At 72.5% G+C, this 17,457-nt stretch carries 16 protein-coding genes; 10 read left to right on the forward strand and 6 right to left on the reverse strand.

The genetic code is table 11. The features are described from left to right. Window positions 1-730: 730 nt before the first annotated feature. From otsB to LCH29_RS30715, 3 genes are read right to left on the reverse strand one after another with little or no spacing between them, the layout of a single operon-like run. Window positions 731-1,570 (reverse strand): trehalose-phosphatase, encoded by an 840-nt coding sequence (gene otsB, locus LCH29_RS30705; protein ID WP_446464961.1) that lies wholly within the window; start codon window positions 1,568-1,570, stop codon window positions 731-733. A 57-nt stretch (window positions 1,571-1,627) separates the two neighbouring features. Further along, window positions 1,628-1,861 (reverse strand): DUF3263 domain-containing protein, encoded by a 234-nt coding sequence (locus LCH29_RS30710; RefSeq protein ID WP_446464962.1) that lies wholly within the window; start codon window positions 1,859-1,861, stop codon window positions 1,628-1,630. Beyond that, a complete protein-coding gene (locus tag LCH29_RS30715) occupies window positions 1,858-3,138 on the reverse strand; it encodes an extracellular solute-binding protein (protein ID WP_446464963.1) in 1,281 nt (426 codons plus the stop codon). Before LCH29_RS30715 ends, LCH29_RS30710 begins: the two co-directional genes overlap by 4 nt. A 259-nt stretch (window positions 3,139-3,397) precedes the next feature. Here LCH29_RS30715 and LCH29_RS30720 point away from each other — a divergent pair, with 259 nt between their 5' ends. The 3 genes from LCH29_RS30720 (at window position 3,398) to LCH29_RS30730 (ending at window position 6,727) form a co-directional block, all read left to right on the forward strand. Beyond that, on the forward strand, window positions 3,398-4,387 hold the full coding sequence (locus LCH29_RS30720; RefSeq protein ID WP_446464964.1) for an ROK family protein: 990 nt from the start codon (window positions 3,398-3,400) through the stop codon (window positions 4,385-4,387). After that, entirely contained in the window at window positions 4,387-5,550 is a 1,164-nt protein-coding gene (gene nagA / locus LCH29_RS30725; RefSeq protein ID WP_446464965.1) for an N-acetylglucosamine-6-phosphate deacetylase, read from the forward strand. The genes LCH29_RS30720 and nagA overlap by 1 nt, the downstream gene beginning before the upstream one ends. Before the next feature lie 220 nt (window positions 5,551-5,770). Then, window positions 5,771-6,727 carry a 1-phosphofructokinase family hexose kinase gene (locus tag LCH29_RS30730; protein WP_446464966.1) on the forward strand — a complete coding sequence of 319 codons (957 nt, stop codon included), beginning with the start codon at window positions 5,771-5,773 and terminating at the stop codon, window positions 6,725-6,727. A gap of 45 nt (window positions 6,728-6,772) precedes the next feature. Here the strand turns inward: LCH29_RS30730 and LCH29_RS30735 are convergent, their stop codons facing one another. Next, window positions 6,773-7,753: a carbohydrate-binding protein gene (locus LCH29_RS30735; RefSeq protein ID WP_446464967.1), complete on the reverse strand. Its 981-nt coding sequence runs from the start codon at window positions 7,751-7,753 to the stop codon at window positions 6,773-6,775. A 221-nt stretch (window positions 7,754-7,974) separates the two neighbouring features. Further along, entirely contained in the window at window positions 7,975-9,684 is a 1,710-nt protein-coding gene (gene cdgB / locus LCH29_RS30740; RefSeq protein ID WP_446464968.1) for a diguanylate cyclase CdgB, read from the reverse strand. A gap of 292 nt (window positions 9,685-9,976) precedes the next feature. Here cdgB and LCH29_RS30745 point away from each other — a divergent pair, with 292 nt between their 5' ends. Then, window positions 9,977-10,552, forward strand: coding sequence for a flavin reductase family protein (locus LCH29_RS30745; RefSeq protein WP_446464969.1), 576 nt, complete (start codon window positions 9,977-9,979; stop codon window positions 10,550-10,552). 23 nt (window positions 10,553-10,575) lie between these two features. On the opposite strand, the gene arfB is transcribed toward LCH29_RS30745, so the two are convergent. Continuing rightward, a complete protein-coding gene (arfB, locus tag LCH29_RS30750; RefSeq protein ID WP_009716967.1) occupies window positions 10,576-11,004 on the reverse strand; it encodes an alternative ribosome rescue aminoacyl-tRNA hydrolase ArfB in 429 nt (142 codons plus the stop codon). Between the two features lie 227 nt (window positions 11,005-11,231). Here arfB and LCH29_RS30755 point away from each other — a divergent pair, with 227 nt between their 5' ends. From LCH29_RS30755 to LCH29_RS30780, 6 genes are all read left to right on the forward strand, one after another. Beyond that, on the forward strand, window positions 11,232-11,807 hold the full coding sequence (locus LCH29_RS30755) for a TerD family protein (protein ID WP_398319030.1): 576 nt from the start codon (window positions 11,232-11,234) through the stop codon (window positions 11,805-11,807). Between the two features lie 412 nt (window positions 11,808-12,219). Beyond that, the gene (locus LCH29_RS30760) at window positions 12,220-13,839 is read left to right on the forward strand and encodes a M4 family metallopeptidase (RefSeq protein ID WP_446464970.1); all 1,620 of its coding nucleotides are present in this window, start codon (window positions 12,220-12,222) and stop codon (window positions 13,837-13,839) included. A 127-nt stretch (window positions 13,840-13,966) separates the two neighbouring features. After that, complete coding sequence (locus LCH29_RS30765) at window positions 13,967-15,052, forward strand: S-(hydroxymethyl)mycothiol dehydrogenase (protein WP_446464971.1); 1,086 nt, start codon at window positions 13,967-13,969, stop codon at window positions 15,050-15,052. Window positions 15,053-15,075: 23 nt separating this feature from the next. Beyond that, window positions 15,076-15,714 (forward strand): MBL fold metallo-hydrolase, encoded by a 639-nt coding sequence (locus LCH29_RS30770; RefSeq protein WP_446465006.1) that lies wholly within the window; start codon window positions 15,076-15,078, stop codon window positions 15,712-15,714. A 142-nt stretch (window positions 15,715-15,856) separates the two neighbouring features. Beyond that, window positions 15,857-16,354, forward strand: a complete 498-nt coding sequence (locus tag LCH29_RS30775; protein ID WP_123105158.1) for a hypothetical protein — start codon at window positions 15,857-15,859, stop codon at window positions 16,352-16,354. Between the two features lie 91 nt (window positions 16,355-16,445). Beyond that, window positions 16,446-17,453 (forward strand): zinc-binding dehydrogenase, encoded by a 1,008-nt coding sequence (locus tag LCH29_RS30780; RefSeq protein ID WP_446464972.1) that lies wholly within the window; start codon window positions 16,446-16,448, stop codon window positions 17,451-17,453. Window positions 17,454-17,457 lie beyond the last annotated feature (4 nt).

Consider the following 17,457-nt stretch of genomic DNA (forward strand, 5'->3'; position numbering starts at 1 on the left):
GACCCCGACCCACCCCGGGGCTCCGCCCCGGACCCCGTTAGCGGGGGGCTTCGCCCCGGCCCGAGCGCCAGGCGCCGCCCACCGCCCTCCGCCCTGACCCGCTACGGGCGGGCAGGCCACCGGGGCGAACCGCCAGGCCCACGCCACGCCGGGGCACCACCCCGGGCGCACCGGCCCGGGCACGGCTCCGCAGGACCACCAAACCGGACCGCCCCGGGCACATCGGCCCGGACACCGCCGCGCAGGCTCACCGCCTCGGCCCGCGCCCGGCGCCGAGGCGAACCGCCAGGCCCACGCCACGCCGGGGCACCACCCCGGGCGCACCGGCCCGGGCACGGCTCCGCAGGACCAGCGCCCCGACCCGCCCCGCGCTCCACCTCGTCCTCGACGCCGCAGCGCCAATCCCGCGCTCCGCCCCGGCCCGTTCCGGGCCCACCAGCCCGGGCACCGCCGCACAGCCTTAGCGCTCCGGCCCCGGGGCACCGCCGTCGCCGTGCACGGCCTGCGGGGGCGGCCCTGCGGGCACCGCCCCGGACGCGCTCACGCGCCTCGTCGCCGAGCGGCGGCGCATCGCCCACCGGCGGCGGGGGTCCAGGGGGCCTGCCCCCTGGGTTCGGGAAGGGGCGGGGTGGGGAACTGCCAGCGCACCGGCGCCCCCTCAACGCCGACCGGCGGGCCGGGGTCCAGGGGGCTTGCCCCCTGGGTTCGGGAAGGGGCGGGGTGGGGATTCTCAGCGCAGCGCCGCCGCCAACGCCTCCAGCAGGGCCACGACCCCCGCCGGGCCGTCGACCACCAGGTCGGCGCGCTCCGCCAGGGCCGTCACCTCCGTGCTGCCGCTGCACACCAGCAGCCCCGGTACGCCTTCCTTCCGCAGCCGCTCCACGGCGGCGAACGCGGCCAGGTCGCCGAGGTCGTCCCCCGCGTAGAGGACCACGCCCGCGGAGGTTTCGCGGACGTACTCCAGCAGGGCGACGCCCTTGTCCATGCCCGGTGGGCGCAGCTCCAGGACCAGGCGGCCCGGTTCGACGATCAGGCCGTGGCGCTCGGCCAGCGCCTGGAGCGGGGCGCGGAGCTGGTCGAAGGCCGCCTGGGGGTTCTCGGTGCGGCGGGTGTGGACCGCGACGGCGCGGCCCTTGTCCTCGGTCCAGGTGCCGTGCCAGGCGCCGTTCGCCTCCAGGACGCCCGGCAGTTCGGAGCGGACGGCGGCGATGCCCGGGTGGGGTTCGGGGGCCTGGATGGCCTGGGTGGACGCGTCCCAGCGCTCGGCACCGTAGAGGCCGAGGACGACGAGGTTGGCCGGAGCGGCGCTGTCCCCGAAGCCGCCGTAGCGCACGGCGACCTCGGCCGGGCGGCCGGTGATCACCGCGAGGGAGTGCAGCCGGGGGCCCAGCTCGGCGAGGGCCGGGACGGCGCCGGGGTGGGCGCGGGCCTGGTCGGGGTCGGGGACGATGTCGGCGAGGGTGCCGTCGAAGTCGACCCCGAGGACGGCCCGGTCGGGCCGCTCCAGGAGGGCGGCGAGGCCCTCGCGGCCGGCGGCGGTGACGGGTACGGGAAGGGGGTGGCTGCCCATGCGGCGACCCTACCCGGCCCCGCCCACCGGCACCCGTACCGGGACGAAGCCAAAACCTCAGCGGCGTTCGCGGCGCTCGTCCCGCACCCGGCGCAGCCGGTTGATCGTCACCGGGTCGTGCTCCAGCGCGCGGGGGTCGTCCAGCAGCGCGTTGAGCAGCTGGTAGTAGCGGGTCGGGGTGATGCCGAGCCGCTCCCGTATGGCCCGCTCCTTGGCGCCCGGGCCCGGCCACCCGTCGCGCTCGACGGCGAGCACGGCCAGGTCCTGTTCGGAGAGTCCTTCGGTGGTCACGAGTTGGCCGTCTCCATGGCATCGGCGGCCCGCTGGATCTCGCCGAGGACGCTCGCGGGGTCGCCGCCCTTGGTCACGGTCGAGCCGATCTTCTCCTTGACCATCTGGCTGATGCTCGCCCAGGAGGTCTTGTCGGCCGGGTAGAACTGGGCGCGGTCCATCTGGTCGAGGAAGCGCCACAGCTTCTTGTGCTCCTCCTCGTGGCGCATCGTCGCGGAGACGGCCGTGGTGACGGGCAGCAGGTCGTACTGGTCGGCGAAGTCCAGCACGTTCTTCTCCTGGTAGACGAAGTCGAGGAAATCCCCGATCTGCTTCCGTCTGCCGTTCGCCTTGAAGGCCATGAGCCAGTCGGCGACGCCCATGGTGGAGGTGGACTTGCCCTTGCGGCCGGGCAGCGGGGCGGTGGCGTATTCGATGTCGTGGCCGGAGGCCTGCTGCATCAGGGTGGGGTGGCCGTTGAGCATGCCGACCTCGCCGCGGGTGAAGGCGTTGAAGACGTCCTGGCGGTTGGTGCGGGCCGGGGAGCGCGGACCGGTGAGGTCCGCGCCGACCAGCTCGTCCCGCAGCCACTCGAACGTCTCGATGTTGGCGGTGGAGTCGATGGTGTAGCTGCCGTTGGAGTCGGTGTAGCCGCCCCCGCCGCTGAGCATCCAGATCATGGCCTCGGCCTGCGACTCCTCGGGGCCGAGCGGCAGCCCGTAGGGGATCTTCACCCCGGCCGACTTGAGCGCTTGCGCGGCGTCCTTCAGGTCCGCCCAGCTCTCGGGGGCGGAGGATATGCCCGCCTCGTCGAACAGCTTCTTGTTGTAGAAGAGCAGCCGGGCGCTGGAGACGAAGGGCAGCCCGTACTGCACCCGGCTGACCTCGCCCGCCTGGGCGATGGAGGTGATGAACGAGGCCTGGGTGGGGATGGAGAGCATCTGGTCGGCGCGGTAGAGCTTGCCCGCGGCGGCGTAGTCGGCGTACGCGCCGATCTGCGCGATGTCCGGGCTGTCACCGCCCTTGACCATCTCGGCGACCTTCTTGTCGACTTCGGTCCAGCTGTAGACCTTGACGTCGACCGTGATGTCGCTGTGCTTGGCCTCGAAGGCCCGGGCCAGCTTGTCCCAGTACTTCTGGGAGGTGTTCTCGGCGCTGTCGCCGTAGTCCGCCGCTACCACCTTCAGGACGTTCCCGTCCGATCCGGAGCTGTCGCTGCCGCACGCGGACAGCGTGGGCATCGCCACCGCCGTCGCGGCCCCAGCCGTCGTCAGACTCAAGAACCGTCGCCGCTGCACTGCGTTTTCCCACCCTATGGCTTGATTCTTCCTCCGCGGATGCTTCTCGCGAAGGTCGAGCGAGTCTGCCTTGCAAACCTCCACAAGGTCTACACCATGGGCGTATCGCTTCGGTATCGGACCTCTCCTTGCCAGGTCAGACGTATCGCACACCGCCACGTGGGATGTGTCACGTCGTCACAACTCGCTTACCTGCGACGAAGAACCGCCCGGCGAGTGGACTAGACCTCTCATGGTGGATCGCGGGAGACTGTCCCCTGTGAAACACGTCATCGCCCTCGATGTGGGCGGCACCGGCATGAAGGCCGCCCTGGTCGGGGCGGACCGGACACTCCTGCACGAGGCCAGGCGGCCCACCGGGCGGGAACAGGGACCCGAGGCCGTGGTCGCCGCGATCCTCGACTTCGCCGCCGAGCTGCGCGCCGTCGGCGAGCGGCGGTTCGGCGAACCGGCCGCGGCCGCCGGGGTCGGCGTGCCCGGCGTACTGGACCAGGACCGCGGCGTCGCCGTCTTCGCCGCCAACCTCGGCTGGCGCGACGTACCGCTGCGCGCGCTGCTGTCCGAGCGGCTGGGCGGCGTCCCGGTCGCCCTCGGGCACGACGTCCGTACGGGCGGGCTGGCCGAGGGGCGGCTGGGGGCGGGCCGGGACGCCGCCCGGTTCCTGTTCGTGTCGGTGGGCACCGGGATCGCGGGCGCCATCGGCATCGAGGGCCGTCTCGAACCGGGCGCCCACGGCGACTCCGGCGAGATCGGCCACATCGTCGTACGGCCCGGCGGCACCCCGTGCGCCTGCGGCCAGTCCGGCTGTCTGGAGACGCTGGCCTCGGCCGCCGCGGTGGGCCGCGCCTGGGCGGCGGCGAGCGGCGGGCCCGACGCGGACGCGGCGGACTGCGCCAAGGCCGTCGAGTCCGGCGACCCGCGGGCCGCGGCGGTGTGGCGGGAGGCGACCGGCGCGCTCGCCGACGGCCTGGTGACCGCCCTCACCCTGCTGGACCCCGAGCTGCTGATCATCGGCGGCGGGCTCGCCGAGGCCGGGGAGACGCTGTTCGCCCCGCTGCGCGCGGCGATCGAGGAGCGGATCACCTTCCAGACCCTCCCCCGCATCGTCCCCGCGGCCCTCGGGGACACCGCGGGCTGCCTGGGCGCGGGACTGCTCGCCTGGGATCTCGTCGCCGCGCCGTCGCCCGCGTCCCCCGCATCCCCTTCATCCCCCGCGCAGCCCGCGCCGTCCACGGAGGTATCCGGCTGATGGTCCAGCGAACGGTTCTCACAGGCGCCCGGGTGGTGCTGCCGTCCGGGATCGTCACGGACGCGACGCTGACGGTCGAGGGCACCCGCATCGCCGGAACGGCCACGGGCGGCGGCACGCCCGCGGCCGGCGCCGTGCGCGATCTGTCCGGCTGCTGGATCGTCCCCGGCTTCGTCGACCTGCACCTCCACGGCGGCGGCGGGGCCTCGTTCTCCACGGGCACCGCCGAGGAGGCGCTGACCGTCATCCGGACGCACCGCGCGCACGGCACCACCACGATGCTCGCCTCCACCGTCACCGGCGACCTCGACGACCTCGCCCGGCAGGCGGCGGTGCTCTCCGAGCTGGCCCGGGACGGCGAGCTGGCGGGCGTCCACTTCGAGGGCCCGTTCATCTCCCCGCACCGCTGCGGCGCCCACCAGCCGTCGCTGCTGCGCGACCCCGACCCGGCGGACGTGCGCAAGCTGATCGACGCGGCGCACGGCACCGCGCGCATGATGACGCTCGCGCCCGAGCTGCCGGGCGGGCTGGAGTCCGTACGGCTGCTGGCCGACAGCGGCGTCCTGGCGGCGGTCGGCCACACCGACTCGACGTACGAGGCGACCCGGGACGCCGTGGAGGCGGGCGCGACCGTGGCGACCCACCTGTTCAACGCGATGCCGTCGCTGCTGCACCGCGAGCCAGGACCGGTGGCCGCGCTGCTGGAGGACGAGCGGATCACCGTCGAGCTGATCAACGACGGGACGCATCTGCACCCCGCCGTGCTCCAGCTGGCCTTCGGGCGCGCGGGCGCGGACCGGGTCGCGTTCATCACCGACGCGATGAGTGCGGCGGGCATGAGCGACGGGAGCTATGCGCTCGGCCCGATGGAGGTCGAGGTCAAGGACGGCGTGGCGCGGATCAGCGACGGGCCCACGGCCGGTTCCATCGCGGGCTCCACCCTCACCCTCGACCACGCCTTCCGGCGGGCCGTCACGGTCGACGGGCTCGGCGTGGACCAGGCGGTCCGGGCGCTGTCCGCGACCCCCGCGCGGGTGCTGGGCCTTGACGACCGGGTGGGGTCGCTGGAGGCGGGCAAGGACGCCGACCTCGTCGTCCTCGACGCCGACTTCCGGCTGCGGGGCGTGATGCGGCGCGGCGCCTGGGTGGTCGACCCCCGGTAGCGAGCGGCTGGAGCGAGCCGCTGCCCCGCACGCCGCGCCCCGCTGACCCCGAATTGGCCGATTTCGCACCATGATTGGGCGTCCCGGTCATCCCAAAGGGGTGGGCCGGGCGCCGCGCCTTTGGCATGATCGCTCACGCGCGGGCGCCGCTCGGCACCCAGCCACACGCTTTCAGCACAGGAATCTCCGTCCGGCGGGGGGACGGGAGAGGAGATGCCGGGTGATCCTGACGGTCACGCTCAATACCGCCCTCGACATCACCTACCGGGTGCCCAGGCTGCGCCCCCACGCCAGCCACCGCGTGACCGAGGTCACCGAACGGCCCGGCGGCAAGGGCATCAACGTCGCGCGCGTCCTCGCCGCGCTCGGCCACCACACCACCGTCACCGGCTTCGCCGGAGGGGTGACCGGCACGGTGGTCCGCGAGCTGCTGGCAGAGGGCACGGATACGGACACGGACACCGGCGGCGGGCGGATCACCGACGCGCTGGTGCCGATCGCCGGTACCACCCGGCGCACCCTCGGCGTCGTCGACGCCGCGTCGGGCGACACCACCCAGCTCAACGAGGCCGGACCGGCCGTCACCTCCACCGAGTGGGCCGCCTTCATGGACGCCTACGCCGGACTGCTGCGCGGGGCCTCGGCGGTCGCGCTGTGCGGCAGCCTGCCGCCCGGCGTCCCGGTCGGTGCGTACGCCCAGCTCATCCGGGAGGCCCGGGCCGCGGGCGTCCCCACCCTGCTGGACACCGGCGGCGAACCGCTGCGCCGCGGCGTCGCCGCCCGCCCCGACATCGTCAAGCCCAACGCCGAGGAGCTGGCCGGGCTCACCGGCTCCACCGAGCCGCTGCGCGCCGCGCGCGACGCCCGGCGGCGCGGGGCGCGCGCGGTGGCCGCCTCGCTCGGCGCGGACGGACTGCTCGCGATCACCGCCCAGGGCGCCTGGCGGGCGGCGCCGCCGGAGCGCCTGGCGGGCAATCCGACGGGCGCCGGGGACGCGGCGGTGGCGGGGCTGCTGACCGGTCTGGTGGACGAGGCTCCCTGGCCCGAGCGGATGGCGCGCGCGGTGGCCCTGTCGGCGGCGGCCGTGCGGGCACCGGTGGCGGGCGAGTTCGACCGGGCGCTCTACGCGGAGCTGCTGGACCGGGTCGAGGTCACCGAGCACCCGTCGGCGGCCTGAGGAAACGAAGCGGGACGGCGCCTCGGGCTGCCGTCCCGCGTGCCGTCAGCCCCTCTTCAGCCACATCTGGTCGAGGTTGACGTCGCACTTGTCGCCGTCGCCGCAGGACAGGGTGATCGTGTTGCTGCCCTGGCTGAGCTGGACGATGGACCACGAATACGTCCAGCCCTTCTCGTAGTCGCCCTTGGGCGCGTTCGAGAAGTTCTTCATGCTGATCGGCCGGGTCGACTTCTTGCCGTTGACCGTCAGGGACAGGCTCTGGTCCTCGCCGGGCACGCCGTAGCGCACGTACAGCTTGTACGCCTTGGCCCGGTCGACATCCACGTCCCAGGTCGCCGAGGAGCCGGGGCTGTTGACGCCGACGTACGTGCCGCCCTTGGACTTGGCGCCCTTGACGTCGCTCGCCGGGGCCGCACCGCCGCCGAGCGACATGTTGGCCGCGTCCTCCTTGGGCAGCTTGGCGGCGGGCTTCTTGGAGGGCTCCGGCTTGTCGCTGGGCTCGACGCTGGACGCGGCCGTGGGCTTTCCGCCCGCCTGGTCGCCCTGGTCCTTCTGGTCGTTCCCGTTGGTGAGCATCGCGACGCCGATGCCGACGACGACCACCGCGACCACGGCGACGGCGCCGATCAGCAGCCCCCGGTTGTTGGGGCCGCGGCCGCCACCGCGCGGGGCGGGGGCGGGCTGACGGGGGCCACCGCCGCCGGGCAGCGTCTCGGGGGCGGCGTAGTGGGCGTTCTGCTGTCCGTAGTGCTGGCCCTGCTGCCCGTAGCCCTGCGGCTGCTGGTTCGGGATCTGCTGGCCGTACTGGCGCTCACCGACCGCGCGGACGTGGTTGTACGAGGTGCGGGGCACCCCCGGCTGCTGCTGCCGACCGGCCGGGCCGGGGTAGCCGTACCCACCGGTGCGGGCGGAACCCGGCTGGCCCGACTGGCCGCCCTGCCCGCCCTCATCGCCCTCCGAGCGGTACAGATAGGCGAACGGGTCGTCGTTCTCCGGTGTGTCCGAGCCGTTGTTGCCGGCCGTCATCCCTGGTCACTCCCCTATGCATATGGCCATCGGCGCTCAGGTGTGCGTACGCGCCACGACAGCTCATATCAGGGCCGACAGGGCCTAAGAAGGGCGTGGGCTGTCCGGATGGCCAATATTCATGATCGGTTCACTGTCGGCGGCAGGGCCGCATCGACGCAGCGTACCCCGATCGGAGCGGGCCGGGCTGCCGCCCTTCCCGACCACGGCCCGTCCGGCCCTCACCCGGCCCGTCTGCGCTCCTTCGAACGGGACCGCTTCTCGACGTACATGCGCTGGTCGGCGGAGTGCAGAACCTCCTCGGCCGACATGCCGCAGCCCGCCCAGCCGATGCCGAAACTGGCCCCCACCCGCACCGCACGGCCGTCGACCCGGATGGGCGGCAGGATCGCGTTTCGCAGCCGGACGGCCAGGTCCTGGGCGTCCGCCCGGCCGAGCCCGTCGGCGAGGACGACGAACTCGTCACCGCCGAGCCGGGCGACGGTGTCGCCCTCCCGCACCCCGTTGGTGAGGCGGCGGGCGACCTCGATGAGCACCGCGTCACCCGCGTGGTGGCCGAACCGGTCGTTGATCGACTTGAAGCCGTCGAGGTCGCAGAAGAGGACCGCGAGCCCCTTGTGGCCGTCGTCGACGTCGTCGTCCTCGTTGGGCGCGAACGTGTGCACATGGTGGTCGAACGGGACGCCGCCCGCGGCGGGCGGGGGCGGCGAGCCGAAGCTCTCGAACTCGTCGAAGCCGAGCGGGAAGCCGTCCACGGTCAGGGTCGGCCCCGCGCCGCCGTCCGCACCCGGCAGGGCGTCCGCTCCCGGCAGGCCCTCGGCGAACTCCGCCCGGCCGCCCTGCGGCGGATGGGCGCACAGCCTGCTGCCGAGGCGGGTGCGCAGCTCGGCGCTGTTGGGCAGGCCGGTCAGCGAGTCATGGCTCGCGCGGTGGGCGAGGGCCAGCTCATGGCGTTTGCGCTCCTCGATGTCCTCGACGTGGGTGAGCAGGAAGCGCGGGCCGTCGGCGGCGTCGGCGACCACCGAGTTGCGGAGCGACACCCAGACGTACGTGCCGTCGCGGCGGGCGAGCCGCAGCTCGGAGCGGCCGCCCTCGTGGGAGGTGCGCAGCAGGGTGCCGATGTCCTCGGGGTGGACGAGGTCGGCGAACGAGTAGCGGCGCATCGCCGAGGCGGGGCGGCCCAGCAGCCGGCACAGGGCGTCGTTGGTGCGCAGCAGATGACCGTGCTGATCGCCGCCCATCTCGGCGATGGCCATGCCGCTGGGGGCGTATTCGAACGCCTGGCGGAAGGATTCCTCACTGGCCCGGAGGGCCTGCTGCTCGCGCTCCAGGCGCAGCAGGGCGCGCTGCATGTTGCCGCGCAGCCGGGCGTTTCCGATCGCAATGGCGGCATGGAAGGCGTACATCTGCAACGCCTCGCGCCCCCATGCGCCGGGGCGGCGCCCGTTGCGCGGTTTGTCGACGGACAGGACCCCGATCAGCTCCCCGCCGGAGCCGCCCGCCGCGTACAGCGGGGCGAACAGGCGGTCCATGGGGTGCCACTCGTCGGCGAAGCGGGGCGCGGGGCCGGGGGTGTGCCACTGCGGCACGTCGTCATCGTCGAGGACCCAGCCCTCGGTGTGCGGGATGAAGCGCAGGTCGCCCCAGCGGTCGCCCATCGACAGCCGGCGGTCCCAGGAGGCGCGGGACCCGACCCGTCCGGCCATCAGCGCCTCGGCGCCCGCGCTGCCGCCCACGGCGGCGACCACCAGGTCACCGTCCGGACGGACCAGATTGACGGCCGACAGCTCGTAGCCGAGCCCGGCTATGACGCCGTCGGCGACGGTCTGAAGGGTGTCGGCGAGGCTGCGGGCGGTGTTCAGGTCGGCGACCACCTGATGCAGCTGCCGCAGGGTCGCAAGGCGGATATAGGGCTCCGACTCGGCCTCCATCGCTCGCACTCCCCCGAGACCTCGACAGCAACTCCTGGCTTCCTTTGTCGTCCGATTGCCACGGCCACTGAATCACAGCGAGCTGCCCACCCGGTACACAGGGTCAACAATTACTGGCTGCTGTGACTCATGTCACAGACCGTGTTCGCGCCCCACCAGGACCGCGTGGGAGCGCTCCTACATTTTCTGAACGCAAATCCCGCAAGCGGGCCGCCTACGGCCGGAGACCTACGTCCGGAGTGGTCCGGTGGCCCGATGCGCGGGGCCGCGCGACGCGGCTAGCGTGTAGAACGTGTTCCAGACGACGCCTTCCGCCCCCGCCCCCGCCCCGACCCCGGCCGGGCCCGCCGTCCCGCATGCTGGTGGGGTGAGTGAGGACGACTTCCGCAACGCCCTGTCGCGGCTCGCGGCCGGTGTGGTGCTGGTGACCGCGCACGACCCGGAAGAGGGGCCGCGCGGTGAGGACGTCGGCATGACGGCCACCGCGTTCATGTCGGTGTCACTTGACCCGCCGCTCGTGATGGTGAGCGTTCGCAACGGGTCCCGGCTGGACGAGCTGCTCGAACGACAGCCGCTCTGGGCGGTGTCGGTGCTGTCGGAGAGTCAACGGACCACAGCGGGACGATTCGCCATGAAGGGGCGCATCAGCGACCGGCTGCTGTTCGAAGACATGGCGGTGACGCACGGCGCGGAGTCGGGCGCTCCACTGGTGTCCGGGGCGCTGGCGACGCTCGAATGCCACACCGAGCAGCGGGTGACGGCCGGGGACCACACCCTGGTCGTCGGCCGGGTGCTGTCGGCGACGACGCCGAACACGGAGGGCGGGCCGCTGATGTACTTCCGCGGCCGCTACCGCACGCTCGAATAGACGGGGCCCCGCACGAGGGGGCCTCAGCCCCAGTCGCGTCCCGACCGGCCGCGCTTGGTGTCGCTCCGCTTCTTCTTCTCCCGCAGTCGGCGCTCGTTGATGCCGCGCGGGATCCGGGTCGGGCGGCGCGGCCTGGGCGGCGGCGCGCTCGCCTCCGCGAGCAGCGAGGCGAGCCGGACGGCGGCCGTCTCGCGGTTGCGCCACTGGGAACGGTGCTCGGACGCCCGTACGGTCAGCACCCCGTCGGCCAGCCGCCCGGCCAGCCGCTCCAGCGCGCGTTCCTTCCACACCTGCGGCAGCGCGTCGGTGGCGGCGAGGTCGAAGCGGAGCTCGACGGCGCTGTCACTCGTATTGACGTGCTGCCCGCCGGGGCCGGACGACCGGGAGAAACGCCACATCAGCTCCGCCTCCGGCAGGGAGACGGAACCGCGGATGACATAGGGCCCGGACATGGCTCCATGGTCACCTGCCGACCCCCGCGGCGTCATCCCGTTTTGCCGCGGCCGGGGCGCGGAGGCAGGGGCTCCGGGGACACCCATCAGGGTTTGGCAAAGAAAGTAAAGGTACCTGGAACCTGTGGGTGCCCTGATGGCGTTGTGGAGGATGACGGCGACTTCGCCCGGCGCCTATGGACGAAGCCCGCCGCCTCGAACCATCGAGACCACGAAAGGGACTCCCCATGGCTGTAAGCCTGTCCAAGGGCGGCAACGTCTCGCTCACCAAGGAGGCACCGGGCCTGACCGCCGTCACGGTCGGCCTCGGCTGGGACGTCCGCACCACCACGGGCACCGACTTCGACCTGGACGCGAGCGCCATCGCCGTCAACACCAACGGCAAGGTCTACTCCGACCAGCACTTCGTGTTCTTCAACAACAAGGCCACCCCGGACCAGAGCATCGTCCACACCGGTGACAACGTGACCGGTCAGGGCGAGGGCGACGACGAGCAGATCAACGTCAACCTGGCGGCTCTGCCCGCCGACATCGAGAAGATCGTCTTCCCGGTCTCGATCTACGACGCCGAGTCGCGCAGCCAGAACTTCGGTCAGGTGCGGAACGCGTTCATCCGTATCGTCAACCAGGCCGGTGGCACCGAGATCGCCCGCTACGACCTGAGCGAGGACGCCGCCACCGAGACCGCCATGGTCTTCGGCGAGCTGTACCGCAACGGCGCCGAGTGGAAGTTCCGCGCCGTCGGCCAGGGCTACGCCTCGGGCCTGGTCGGCATCGCGCAGGACTTCGGCGTCAACGTCTGACGTTCTTCAGCACAGCACGCGGCGAGGGCCGCCCCCGACAAGGGGGGCGGCCCTCGCCGTTTTTCATGACACGTGCGGACCAACCAGACATTTCCCCGGTATGCCTGACTGACTGAAATTTGCCCTGCTTCAATAACGAACGGTCAAATTCTTGTTACGCACCTGTCAGAACAGATCGTTCGATGACAATCTCTGCTCGACTCGCCGCGCGTCTCTTCTGACTCCGCGGTAAGTCCTTGGTTCCGCACGCACACGGCCCGGCCCACGGCCCGGCAGGCACTTCTCGCCGCGGAACCGAAGCGCGCCACTGGCACCTCACGCACCACTCCTGCTCGACCGGACGGTCCACCCACGGCTGTCCGAACCCCCTACACAGGGCCGCGATCCCGCGGCCCCTCAGCAAGGAGACCGAGTGAGACCTCACGCTTCCTCCCCCCGCAAGAAGACCATCCGCGCGGCCGCGCTCGTCGCCTCCGCCGCCATGGTCGTCATCGGCATCCAGACCGGCTCGGCCAACGCCCAGCCGGACAACTCCCGCGAGGCAGGCGCGACCGCGCTGATGCTGACCTCCGCGGAGCGCGCCGCCTCGATCAAGGCGGCGCAGGCCGATGCCTCCGCCCAGGCCGACCACCTGGGGCTCGGGGCCAAGGAGAAGCTCGTCGCACGCGACGTCATCAAGGACGCCGACGGAACCGTGCACACCCGCTACGAACGCACCTACGACGGGCTGCCCGTCCTCGGCGGCGACCTGGTCGTCCACGAGAAACCCAGCGGCGCCCGCACCGTCACCAAGGCGACCAGCGCGAAGATAGCCGTGGCCGGCACGGACGCCGCGGTGTCCTCCGCCGCCGCCTCCAAGGCCGCGCTGAAGGCCGCGACCTCGGCCGACTCCGGCGAGAAGGCCAAGTCCCCGCGCAAGGTGGTCTGGGCGGCTACGGCTAAGCCCGTACTGGCCTGGGAGACCGTCGTCACCGGCACCCAGAAGGACGGCACGCCGAGCGAGCTGCACGTCATCACCGACGCCGCCACCGGCAAGAAGCTGGCCGAGAACGAGGCCGTCCACACCGGGACCGGCACCAGCAAGTACAGCGGCACGGTGCCGCTCGGCACCACCAAGAGCGGCTCCACGTACAGCCTCACCGACGGCACCCGCGGCAACCACAAGACGTACGACCTGAACCAGGGGTCGTCGGGCACCGGCACGCTCTTCACCGACGCCGACGACGTCTGGGGCGGCGGCCGCCAGACCGCCGGGGTCGACGCGCACTACGGCGCCGCCGAGACCTGGGACTTCTACAAGGAGGTCCTGGGCCGCAACGGCATCAAGAACAACGGCGTGGGCTCGTACTCCCGCGTCCACTACGGCAACAACTACGTCAACGCGTTCTGGCAGGACTCCTGCTTCTGCATGACGTACGGCGACGGCTCGGGCAACGCCAACGCGCTCACCTCGATCGACGTGGCCGCCCACGAGATGACCCACGGCGTCACCGCCGCCACCGCCAAGCTCAACTACAGCGGCGAGTCCGGCGGCCTCAACGAGGCCACCTCCGACATCTTCGCGAGCGCCGTGGAGTTCTACTCGGGCAACTCCTCCGACGTGGGCGACTACCTCATCGGCGAGAAGATCAACATCAACGGCGACGGCACCCCGCTGCGCTACCAGGACAAGCCCAGCAAGGACGGCGCGTCCCGCGACTACTGGTCCTCGAGCCTCGGCAGCATCGACGTCCACTACTCGTCCGGGCCCGCCAACCACTTCTACTACCTGCTGTCCGAGGGCAGCGGCGCGAAGACCATCAACGGCGTGAGCTACAACAGCCCGACGTACGACGGCTCGACGGTCACCGGCATCGGCCGGGACAAGGCCACCAAGATCTGGTACAAGGCCCTGACCACGTACCTGACCTCCACCAGCAAGTACGCCCAGGCCCGCACCGCCACCCTCAGTGCCGCCACCGACCTCTACGGGGCGAACAGCACCGAGTACAAGGCCGTCGCCGCCGCCTGGACCGCGATCAACGTGAAGTAGAGATCAGCGTGAAGTGAAGACCACCGCGAAGTGAAGCGGAACGGGCCGCACCGGGGATTGCGGTGCGGCCCGATGCGGTCCCCCGGAGTTCCTGTCACAGCCGCTGATCGGCCCTTACGCTGCTCCCATGACTCAACACGTACGCGGCGTGGTGGCCCCCGGCAGAGGCGAGCAGGTCCGGATCGAGACGATCGTGGTGCCGGACCCCGGCCCGGGCGAGGCGGTGGTGAAGGTCCAGGCGTGCGGCGTCTGCCACACCGATCTGCACTACCGGGAAGGCGGCATCAACGACGACTTCCCGTTCCTCCTCGGGCACGAGGCGGCGGGCGTCGTGGAGTCCGTCGGCGACGGCGTCACCGAGGTGGCCCCCGGCGACTACGTGATCCTCAACTGGCGCGCGGTCTGCGGCCAGTGCCGGGCCTGCCGCCGCGGCCGCCCCTGGTACTGCTTCGCCACCCACAACGCGTCCCAGCCCATGACGCTCACCGACGGCACCGCCCTGACCCCGGCCCTCGGCATCGGCGCGTTCGCCGAGAAGACGCTGGTCGCGGCGGGCCAGTGCACCAAGGTCGACCCGTCCGCCTCCCCGGCCGCCGCCGGGCTGCTCGGCTGCGGGGTGATGGCGGGGATCGGCGCCGCCATCAACACCGGCAACGTCGGACGCGGCGACGCGGTCGCGGTCATCGGCTGCGGCGGAGTCGGCGGCGCCTCGATCGCCGGATCCCGGCTCGCCGGTGCCGCGAAGATCATCGCGGTGGACGTGGACGACCGGAAGCTGGAGCAGGCCCGCTCCCTCGGCGCCACCCACACCGTCAACGGCAAGACCACCGACGTCGTCGAGGCCATCCGCGAGCTGACCGACGGCAACGGCGCGGACGTGGTGATCGAGGCGGTCGGCCGCCCCGAGACGTACCGGCAGGCCTTCTACGCCCGCGACCTGGCCGGCACCGTCGTCCTGGTCGGCGTGCCCACCCCGGAGATGAAGCTCGAACTGCCGCTCATCGACGTCTTCGGACGCGGCGGCGCCCTCAAGTCCTCCTGGTACGGGGACTGTCTGCCGTCCCGCGACTTCCCCCTGCTGATCGACCTCTACCAGCAGGGACGGCTCGACCTGGACGCCTTCGTCAGCGAGACCATCGGGCTCGACGACATCGAGGCGGCGTTCGAGAAGATGCACCGCGGCGACGTCCTGCGCTCGGTGGTGATGCTCTGATGACCTCTGGTGGTGACGCCGCGATGACCCCTCCGCCCGTCCGCATCGACCACCTGGTCACCTCCGGCACCTTCTCGCTGGACGGCGGCACCTGGGACGTCGACAACAACGTCTGGCTCATCGGCGACGACCACGAGGTGTACGTCATCGACGCCGCCCACGACGCGGACGCGATCGTCGAGGCCATCGGCGACCGCCGACTGCTCGGGGTCATCTGTACGCACGGGCACGACGACCACATCGACGCGGCCCCGGACGTCGCCGACCGCACCGGCGCCCCGATCCTGCTGCACCCGGACGACGAGGTGCTGTGGCGGATGCGCCACCCCGACCGCGCCCCGGACAAGCCGCTGGCCGACGGCGACGTGCTCACCGTCGGCGGTACGCAGCTGCGCGTCCTGCACACCCCCGGCCACTCCCCCGGCGCGGTCTGCCTGCACGCCCCCGCCCTGACCACCGTGTTCTCCGGGGACACCCTCTTCCAGGGCGGACCGGGCGCCACCGGGCGCTCGTACTCCTCGTTCGAGACGATCATCGAGTCCATCCGGGAGCGGCTGTTCGCCCTGCCGCCGCAGACCGTCGTCCGCACCGGGCACGGCGACCCGACGCTGATCGCGGACGAGGCGCCGCACCTGGAGGAGTGGATCGCGCGCGGGCACTGAGGCGCCGGTACGTAAGGCGCTGGTGCTGAGCTGCCGACGCCGCGCTGCTGGTGCTGGTGCTGGTGCTGGTGCGTAGGGTGCCGGGCCCGCCCCGGCGCCCTACCCGCCTGTCCCCCAAGCCCCCCATGACACCATCAACCCCGTGATCGACCTGGGCTACTCCCTCTCCCGCCGCTTCCCGGACCCGCCGCAGACGGACTACCGGAGCGCGGATGTGCACGCGCTGCGCCACGATCTGTTCTGCGGCGACGTCTATCTCGCCGACACCGTGGCCGACCGTGAACTGTCCACAGCCTGGGGATGGGTTCCGGTGCTCGACTTCGCATGGGCGCTGTGCGACATCGTGGAACGGCTGGACCGCGACCCGCGCGGCAGCCGGTCCGCCCGGGCCATCCACGAGGAGCTGGACTTCACCGAATCGGCCGACCGCATGCTCTTCGAGCGCCGCTTCGGCTGGGTCGACATCACCGCCGACTGGGTGCCGCTCGAAGAGGCACCGCTGACCTTCCAGCACTCCGCGCTGCGCCGCGAGGCCCGCGACTTCCTCCAGGATCTGATCGCCGACCTCGTCGACCTGCACGAGGGGCTGGGCGACAACCCGGTGGTCTGGGACCTCCAGGCCCGTTTCCCCCGCGTCTGACGCCTTGACTTCAACCTTGGTTGAAGTCGGAGGCTGACGGCATGGTCGCGCACCACCACAGCACGGTGCGCCTCACCGTTCGGGAGACGCCATGCACGCCGTCCGCCTGCACGCCTTCGGCCCCGCCGAGAACCTGACGTACGAGAAGACCGACGACCCCGAGCCCGGCCCCGGCCAGGTACGCATCGCGGTCGCCGCCGCCGGGGTGCACCTGCTGGACACCGCGCTGCGCGAGGGCCAGACCACCGCCGTCCACCCCGCCCCCGATCTGCCCACCATCCCCGGCCGCGAGGTCGCGGGCACCGTGGAGGCCCTGGGCGAGGGCACCGACCCGGCGTGGCTCGGCAGACGCGTCGTCGCCCACCTCGGCATGGTCCCGGGCGGCTACGCCGAACTGGCCGTGGCCCCCGCCGCCAAGCTGCACGCCCTCCCGGAATCGCTGGACGCGGCACAGGGCGTCGCCATGATCGGTACGGGGCGTACGGCCATGGGCATCCTCCAGTTCGCGGAGCTGACCGCCGACGACGTGGCCCTGGTGACCTCGGCGGCGGGCGGCATCGGCCAGCTCGTCGTCCAGTACGCGAAGCACGCGGGCGCCACGGTCGTGGGGCTCGCGGGCGGCCCGGCGAAGCTGGCGCGCGTCCGTGAGTTGGGCGCGGATCTCGCCGTCGACTACGACGCCCCGGACTGGCCACGGCAGGTCCGCACCGCACTGGGCCCGTCCCGTAACCCCACCATCCTCTTCGACGGGGTCGGCGGCGGGCCGGGCCGCGCGGCCGTGGACCTGCTCGGTCCCGGCGGCCGCCATCTCGTCTTCGGCTGGTCCGCGGGCGGGCCGCACAGCGGCGGACCGCTGGAGTTCGCCGAAGGGGAGCCGGCAGCGCGCGGCATCACCTCGCGGTCCGTCCTCGGCCAGCCGATGCTGGAGAAGGCCGGCGGCCCGGACCCGATGCGCACCCTGGAGGAGCGCGCGATGGCGGAGGCGGCGAGCGGCCGCCTCGTACCCTCCGTGCACCGCTTCCCCCTCGCCGAGACGGCCGCGGCGCACCGGGCGCTGGAGACGCGGGCGACGATGGGGAAGGTCGTACTGATCCCCTGAGCCC

Source organism: Streptomyces sp. BRA346 (assembly GCF_052851135.1).